Source organism: Paraburkholderia sp. CI2 (assembly GCF_014201055.1).
Lineage (GTDB): Bacteria > Pseudomonadota > Gammaproteobacteria > Burkholderiales > Burkholderiaceae > Paraburkholderia > Paraburkholderia tuberum.
The window spans coordinates 193,460-199,976 of record NZ_JACHDL010000012.1; the positions used below are offsets into that span (position 1 = coordinate 193,460).

Genomic DNA, 6,517 nt, shown 5'->3' on the forward strand with positions numbered 1-6,517 from the left:
GCAAAGGCACGTTCGCAAGCCCGTTATTAGCGTGAACAGGCCCTAGCGACATGCCGGTCCCGTCGCGGGCTTCGCAACCCGTCACCTTGCCCGTGCGGCAAGGCGCGCAATCATCCGATCAGCCATTGTGCGATCGATGACTGCGAATGAGCGGCTCGTGCGCTCATAGGCATACATGGCGCCCGTCGCGATGTCGAACCACCAGCCGCTCAATACGAGTGCCCCGGCAGTGACCTGCTGGCGGACGATCGGGTAGGTCATCAGGTGCTCGAGTTGCACGAGTACGTTGAGTTGCGACAATTGATCGTGCGCTTTCAAGCTGTCGTCGAGCGGACCTTCCTGTTCGAGGCGAAACGCTGCGTTGTTGGCGTGGCATAGCCATTTATCGAGGTTTGGTGATTTCAGCTTGGCGTGCCTGGAGAATACGGCCTTCATCGCGCCGCACTCCGAATGTCCACACACGACAATATTCGCGACTTTCAACACCAGCACGGCATATTCGATCGCGCTTGCCTCGGAAAGATCTCCGGTAGAGACGCCCTCCGCAGTCGCCGGTGGTATCAGATTGCCCACGTTGCGCATCGTAAAGAGATCGCCGGGATGGGTCGATGCAAGCAGATCCGGCACGACCCGGCTGTCCGAGCACGTTATGAAGAGCGCATCAGGTGTCTGCGCGAGCGCGAGTTTGCTGAACTGCTGCGCGTATTGCGGCAGCATTTTCTCCCGGAATTCAACGATGCCCATGATGAGTTTTCGCATGGTTTGCCTCTCAAAGGACGGGTTGCCTTGCTGTCGAGCTTTCCGAGCCTCCAAGCCCTTGCGAGTCGGGGATACGGGCCAGCGCCAGGTCCTCCGGAAATGGATGCTTCGAGCCGATCGCACGGTCCAGCAGGGTCAGCTCGACACGCAAGGCGTCGTGACGATGCTCCGGCAAGCACTGAAGGAGATTCTCTATCGCCGCGCGCTGACGCCGCGCGATCTGAATGCTGCCCGCGCCGTACTGACGTATTTCGCGGAAACTGATATGCACGAAATCTTCCCAGTTCGGCGTTCGATAGATGACGCGCACAAGTCCGGACTTATCCGTCATCTCTTCGGAGTACAAAGACCGTTTTCCGACGACACGCAATAGCCGCTGCAACTGATCGATGGCCAACACGGCCGTTGTTGGATCGTTGATCGCAGCCGACAACGCTTTCAGCGCAATATCAACAAGGATGCGAAACGCGAACATAGGATCCTGTTCCATCGTGCGTTCAGTCCCAAAAGCAACCAGTGTACGCAGCCGGTTTTCATCGATTGCGTCAGAGTCTCCGTGCAAGTAAAACAAGGGTTCGTCCACCGCGACAAAGTCGCCGACTTGCGGCACGAATTCGATAACCGAGTTAGTGCGCCTCGCCTTGGCGACAAGTCTTTCGAGATTCACGGCCAGAACGATGCCGGATGTACCGCTATGGCGAACAAGGCGGCCAGGTACGCCTCGCTCGTGGTCAAGTCTCGGCGGGGTGGTCCGGCCCGTCGCTGGGTCGGGATAGACGCTTTCGATGACCGCGATCCCGTGCTCCCCAACCCGAGCCACGAGGCTTACTGGACGCAGGCATTTCGCCGCATAATCAATCAGGAAAAGGAATGCGACGACAGAAGCGAATCCGAATAGCGCTGCAATGAATACCTGAAGCTGGTGCACCTCGCTATCACCCATCCAGCCCAGGGTTCTGTTGGCGAACAGAAGCGTGAATACGAACAATCCCGAGATGCTGCGGATCACGTTATCGCGCAGCAAGGTGGTCGCGATGATCCGCGGGGTATATTGACCGCCAGCGACCTGGATTGCGACGAGCAGCGAACCGAAGGTAAACACCAGAAACGCCAGGTCTGCGGAAACGATGTCGCCGACAAGTGACCGCGCTCCAGTCATGGACAGCGCAAAAAGGCCGGTTTTCGGATCGAGGATGTCGTGTCCGATCATCCACCTTCCCAGCATTTCAGTGAGCGGCTTTACCACGGCATAGATCGCCACCGCGACGAGCGGTACAGTCCACAGGGAAGATCTGAGGTAACTCTTCAAGCTGTACCAGCGGTTCCAGTCCATGTTTGCGCTCTTCCTACGATTCATGCGGCAGCGGAGGCCGAAACGTTCGCGGTTCGCCTTTGACGATGCACGTGACCTTCAGGTCGGTCAATCAGACTTTGGTCCGATAGGTCGAGGACATAGCGTTTCCGGAATCGCGTCTCGATCGATTCCGGATTTTCGAGCCCGTCTATCGCGCCATCGCGGGCAGCGAATCTTCGGCGACGGGCGCGCCTGCCGGCGCGTTTTCGGCAGTGACATCGGTCGCCACGTGGGCCAGCTTCATCAGACGCGGCTGAAGCAGCAGCGCGACGAGACCGCTCCAGCCGGTCTGGTGCGAAGCGCCGACGCCACGTCCGCTGTCGCCGTGAAAGTACTCGTGGAACAGCACGAGATCAGACGAGCGCGGGTCGGCCTGCAATCGCGGATAAGCCGCCATCACGGGCCGCACGCCGTGCTCGTCCTTGAGAAAGAGGGTAGTGACACGCCGCGCGAGACCGTCGGCGATCTCGCTGAGCGAGCACCGGTTGGCCGATCCCGTTGGATATTCGATGCGGAACTCGTCGCCGTAGTAGCGATGGAATTCATACAGCGATTCGATCAGCAGATAGTTGACGGGCATCCACACAGGCCCGCGCCAGTTCGAATTGCCGCCGAATACGCGCGAGTCCGATTCGGCCGGCTGATACGCGATGCAGACATGCGCGCCGCCATGATCGAACTCGTACGGTGTATCGCGATGCACGCGTGACAGCGCGCGCACGCCGTGATCGGACAGAAATTCGTCTTCGTCGAGCGCGCGGCGCAGCAGTGCCGTCATCCGGTATCCGCGCAGTAGCGAGAGCAGCGTGGTGTTGCCTTTGCCCGGTTCGGTCCAACGTGATACGAGTTTGGCCAGATTGGGCCGGTGATCGAGAAACCACGCGAGCCGTTCTCGCAGGCCGGGCAGGTGGCCGTATATGCGTTCTTCGAGCACATGCACGGCGAACAACGGAATCAGGCCGACGATCGAGCGAACGCGCATCGGCACACGGGTTCCGTCTGGAAGATGCAGTACGTCATAAAAGAATTCGTCGTGACCGTCCCATAGCCCCGTTCTGCAACCTTCGCTGCAACCGACGGCTTCTGCGATATACAGGAAATGCTCGAAAAACTTCACCGCGATTTCGACGTACGCGTTGTTCGTCATCGCGAGCTCGAGTCCGATCTGCATCAGGTCGAGCGCATACGAGGCCATCCAGGCGGTGCCGTCCGCCTGGTCGATGCGGCCGCCCGTCGGCAGCGGGGAAGAGCGGTCGAAGATGCCGACGTTGTCTAGCCCGAGAAAGCCGCCCTGGAAGATGTTGAGGTCCTCTGCATCCTTGCGGTTGACCCACCACGAAAAGTTCAGCAGCAACTTGTGGAACATCACCTCGAGAAACTTGTGGTCACCGACGCCCGTGACTTCACGGTCGAGTTCGTACACGCGCCACGTCGCCCATGCATGAACGGGCGGATTCGCGTCGCCGAATGCCCATTCGTAGGCGGGCAACTGCCCGTTCGGATGCATGTACCGTTCCTTCACGAGCAACAGCAGCTGTTTCTTCGCGAAGTCGGGGTCCATCATGGCGAACGCGGCGGCATGAAACGCGAGATCCCAGGACGCGTACCACGGGTACTCCCACTTGTCCGGCATCGATACGACGTCGCCGTTGCACATATGCCGCCAGTCGGCATTGCGCCCGTGCCGGCGTACTTTCGGCGGCTTCGGCTGACCGGGGTCGCCGTCGTGCCAGCGCGTCACGTCGAACTGGTAATACTGCTTCGTCCATAGCATGCCGGCGAGCGCCTGGCGTTGCACGAGCCGCGCATCGGCGTCGCTGATGTCGTGCTGGAGCGCCGCGTAGAACTCATCGGCCTCCGCGATCCGGCGCGCGAACAGCGCTTCGAAGTCGAGCGGCACGTCGTCGCGCGTGATGCCCGGTAGTGCCGCCGGACGCCAGCGCAGATACAGCACCGCGCGCTCGTGCGGCGCGAGCGACAGGGCCACGTGCGCGGCAGCGCGGGTGCCTGCGTCGCGGCGTATCGCGTGCTCCTCGCCATCGACGAGGTAATCGTTGAAGCCATCCTTGAACGGGCCTGCGCCGGCGATGCCGAAAAGGCGGCGGACGTTGGTTTCGTTTTCGCAGAACAGCCATTCGATCGGCTGCGGCGCCGAGGCCGTGACGATCATCGTGCCCAGCGCGGGATTGTCCGCGATCACGCGCGCGCCCTCGGCGGACTCCGGCTCGAGCGTGAGCGACGGCTTGCCGGGCTTGCCTGACCACGCCCAGCGGTTGCGCGCCCAGAAGAGCGGCAGCAGATGGAGTGGCGCGTGCTGATCCGCGCGATTTTCGACGGTTACGCGCATCACGATGTCGTCGGGTGTGTGCTTCGCGTACTCGACCCAGACGTCGAAATAGCGATCGTCGTCGAACACGCCCGTATCGAGGATTTCGTATTCGGGCTGATCGGCGCCGCGCCGGCCGTTTTCCTCGATCAGGTCCTGATACGGGTACGCATCGTGGGGGTATTTGTACAGCATCTTCATGTACGAGTGCGTCGGCGTGCCATCGACGTAGAAGTAAAGCTCCTTCACGTCCTCGCCGTGATTGCCTTGCGCATTGGTCAAGCCAAACAGCCGCTCCTTCAGGATGGGATCGCGCCCGTTCCAGAGCGCGAGCGACACGCACCAGTCGAGCGGGTCGTTGCCGAATCCGGCAATGCCGTCCTCGCCCCAGCGGTACATGCGGCTGCGCGCATGCTCGTGGGGGAAATACTCCCATGCGGTTCCGTAGTCGCTGTAGTCTTCGCGAACGGTGCCCCACTGCCGGTCGCTCAGATAAGGCCCCCAGCGGCGCCAGCAGTCGAGGTCCTGGCCATGCAGACGGAACCCTTCCTTCGAATGGAGCAGATCGTTTGCGCGTAGCGATGACATGTGACCTCCCAAACCGGGATCGACCGTCGAACACGTTCAGTGCGTGAGTCCCGCCCATCCCGTCACGCGTGCGGCGCCGGGCGGTATCTGGATGATAGGCGTCGTTTAGACTTATCGAGGTCGGAGGCCGCCTCGTTCCTGGTTTCATCTGACGTTTTCTTTCGCTGTATCCGCGCTGCATCGCCTGATCGTAAGGAACTGGACATGAATCAAAAACCGCGTGGCCTGGACAATGGCCTGACGAACTACGGTGATCACGACTTCGCGCGCTATCTGCGCCGGTCGTTTGCCAAATCGATGGGCTACACCGGCGAATCGCTCGACAAGCCGATCGTCGGGATCTGCACCTCGGAGAGCGGTTTCAATAACTGCCATCGCCACTTTCCCGAAATGATCAAGGCGGTCGAACGCGGCGTGCTCGCGGCGGGCGCATTGCCGGTCGTATTTCCGGTGATGTCGCTTGGCGAGGTCTTCCTTTCGCCGACTTCGCTGGTCTATCGCAATCTGATGGCGATGGCCGTCGAGGAAATGATTCGTGCCCAGCCGATGGATGCGGTGGTGATGCTCGGCGGATGCGACAAAACCGTGCCGGCGATGTTGATGGGCGCGATCTCCGCGGAGCGGCCCGCCGCAATGGTGGTGGCCGGTCCGATGATGACCGGGCGACATCGCGGCGAGCGGCTTGGCGCGTGCACGGACTGCCGGCGCTTCTGGTCGAATTTCCGCGCGGGGAACGTCTCGGCGCAGGAGATCAGGCAAGTGGAGGGGCGTCTGGCCGTCACAGCGGGAACGTGTGCGGTCATGGGCACGGCGTCGACCATGGCGCTGATCGCGGAAACGCTGGGCATGATGCTGCCCGGTTCGGCGGCGATTCCGGCCGTGCACGCGGATCGTCTGCGCAATTGCGAAGAAACCGGAGCGCTGGTTGCGCGCATGGCCCTCAATGGCGGACCGAAACCGGCCGGGATCGTGACGCCCGCGTCGGTGCGCAATGCCTTGCGCGTGCTGCTCGCGGTCTCCGGTTCGACCAACGCCGTGATTCATCTGGCGGCGATTGCTGGTCGTATCGGACTGAAGATCGATTACGACGAGTTCAACCGGCTGTCTGATGAAACGCCCGTACTCGTGGATCTCAAGCCGGTAGGCAACGGTTACATGGAGGATTTCCATGCAGCCGGCGGGCTGGAGGGCGTTCTGCGCGGACTGATGCCCCAACTCGATCTGACTTGTCGCGATATCGCCGGGCACAGTCTCGAGGAGCGTTTGAACAGGCCGCTTGCCGATCCGATCGATACGGCCGTGATCCGCTCGAGGGAGAAACCGGTCAGTCCCGATGGCGGGCTGATTGTTCTAAACGGGAGTCTGGCGCCCGGCGGTGCGGTTCTGAAGCGCGCTGCCGCTACTCCCGAACTGCTCGAACACGAAGGGCGTGCCGTGGTATTTACCTCGCTCGAAGATCTGGCCGCGCGCATCGACGACCCGGGTCTGGA

At 61.4% G+C, this 6,517-nt stretch carries 4 protein-coding genes; 1 reads left to right on the forward strand and 3 read right to left on the reverse strand.

The annotated features are described in order from the left end of the window. Nucleotides 1-81 precede the first annotated feature (81 nt). From HDG32_RS18700 to HDG32_RS18710, 3 genes are all read right to left on the reverse strand, one after another. Complete coding sequence (locus HDG32_RS18700; RefSeq protein WP_184069703.1) at nt 82-759, reverse strand: carbonic anhydrase; 678 nt, start codon at nt 757-759, stop codon at nt 82-84. A gap of 10 nt (nt 760-769) precedes the next feature. Then, nucleotides 770-2,092, reverse strand: coding sequence for a DUF2254 domain-containing protein (locus HDG32_RS18705; protein ID WP_184069705.1), 1,323 nt, complete (start codon nt 2,090-2,092; stop codon nt 770-772). A 169-nt stretch (nt 2,093-2,261) separates the two neighbouring features. After that, entirely contained in the window at nt 2,262-5,027 is a 2,766-nt protein-coding gene (locus tag HDG32_RS18710; protein ID WP_184069707.1) for an MGH1-like glycoside hydrolase domain-containing protein, read from the reverse strand. A gap of 204 nt (nt 5,028-5,231) precedes the next feature. Here HDG32_RS18710 and HDG32_RS18715 point away from each other — a divergent pair. Continuing rightward, nucleotides 5,232-6,517: dihydroxy-acid dehydratase (locus tag HDG32_RS18715; RefSeq protein ID WP_184069733.1), on the forward strand; the 1,286-nt coding region annotated here is incomplete at its 3' end.

Excerpts from the sequence above, each read along its gene's own strand:
- HDG32_RS18700 (WP_184069703.1), bottom strand. The coding sequence starts at position 759 with ATGCGAAAACTCATCATGGGCATCGTTGAATTCCGGGAGAAAATGCTG.
- HDG32_RS18705 (WP_184069705.1), bottom strand. The coding sequence starts at position 2,092 with ATGGACTGGAACCGCTGGTACAGCTTGAAGAGTTACCTCAGATCTTCC.
- HDG32_RS18710 (WP_184069707.1), bottom strand. The coding sequence starts at position 5,027 with ATGTCATCGCTACGCGCAAACGATCTGCTCCATTCGAAGGAAGGGTTC.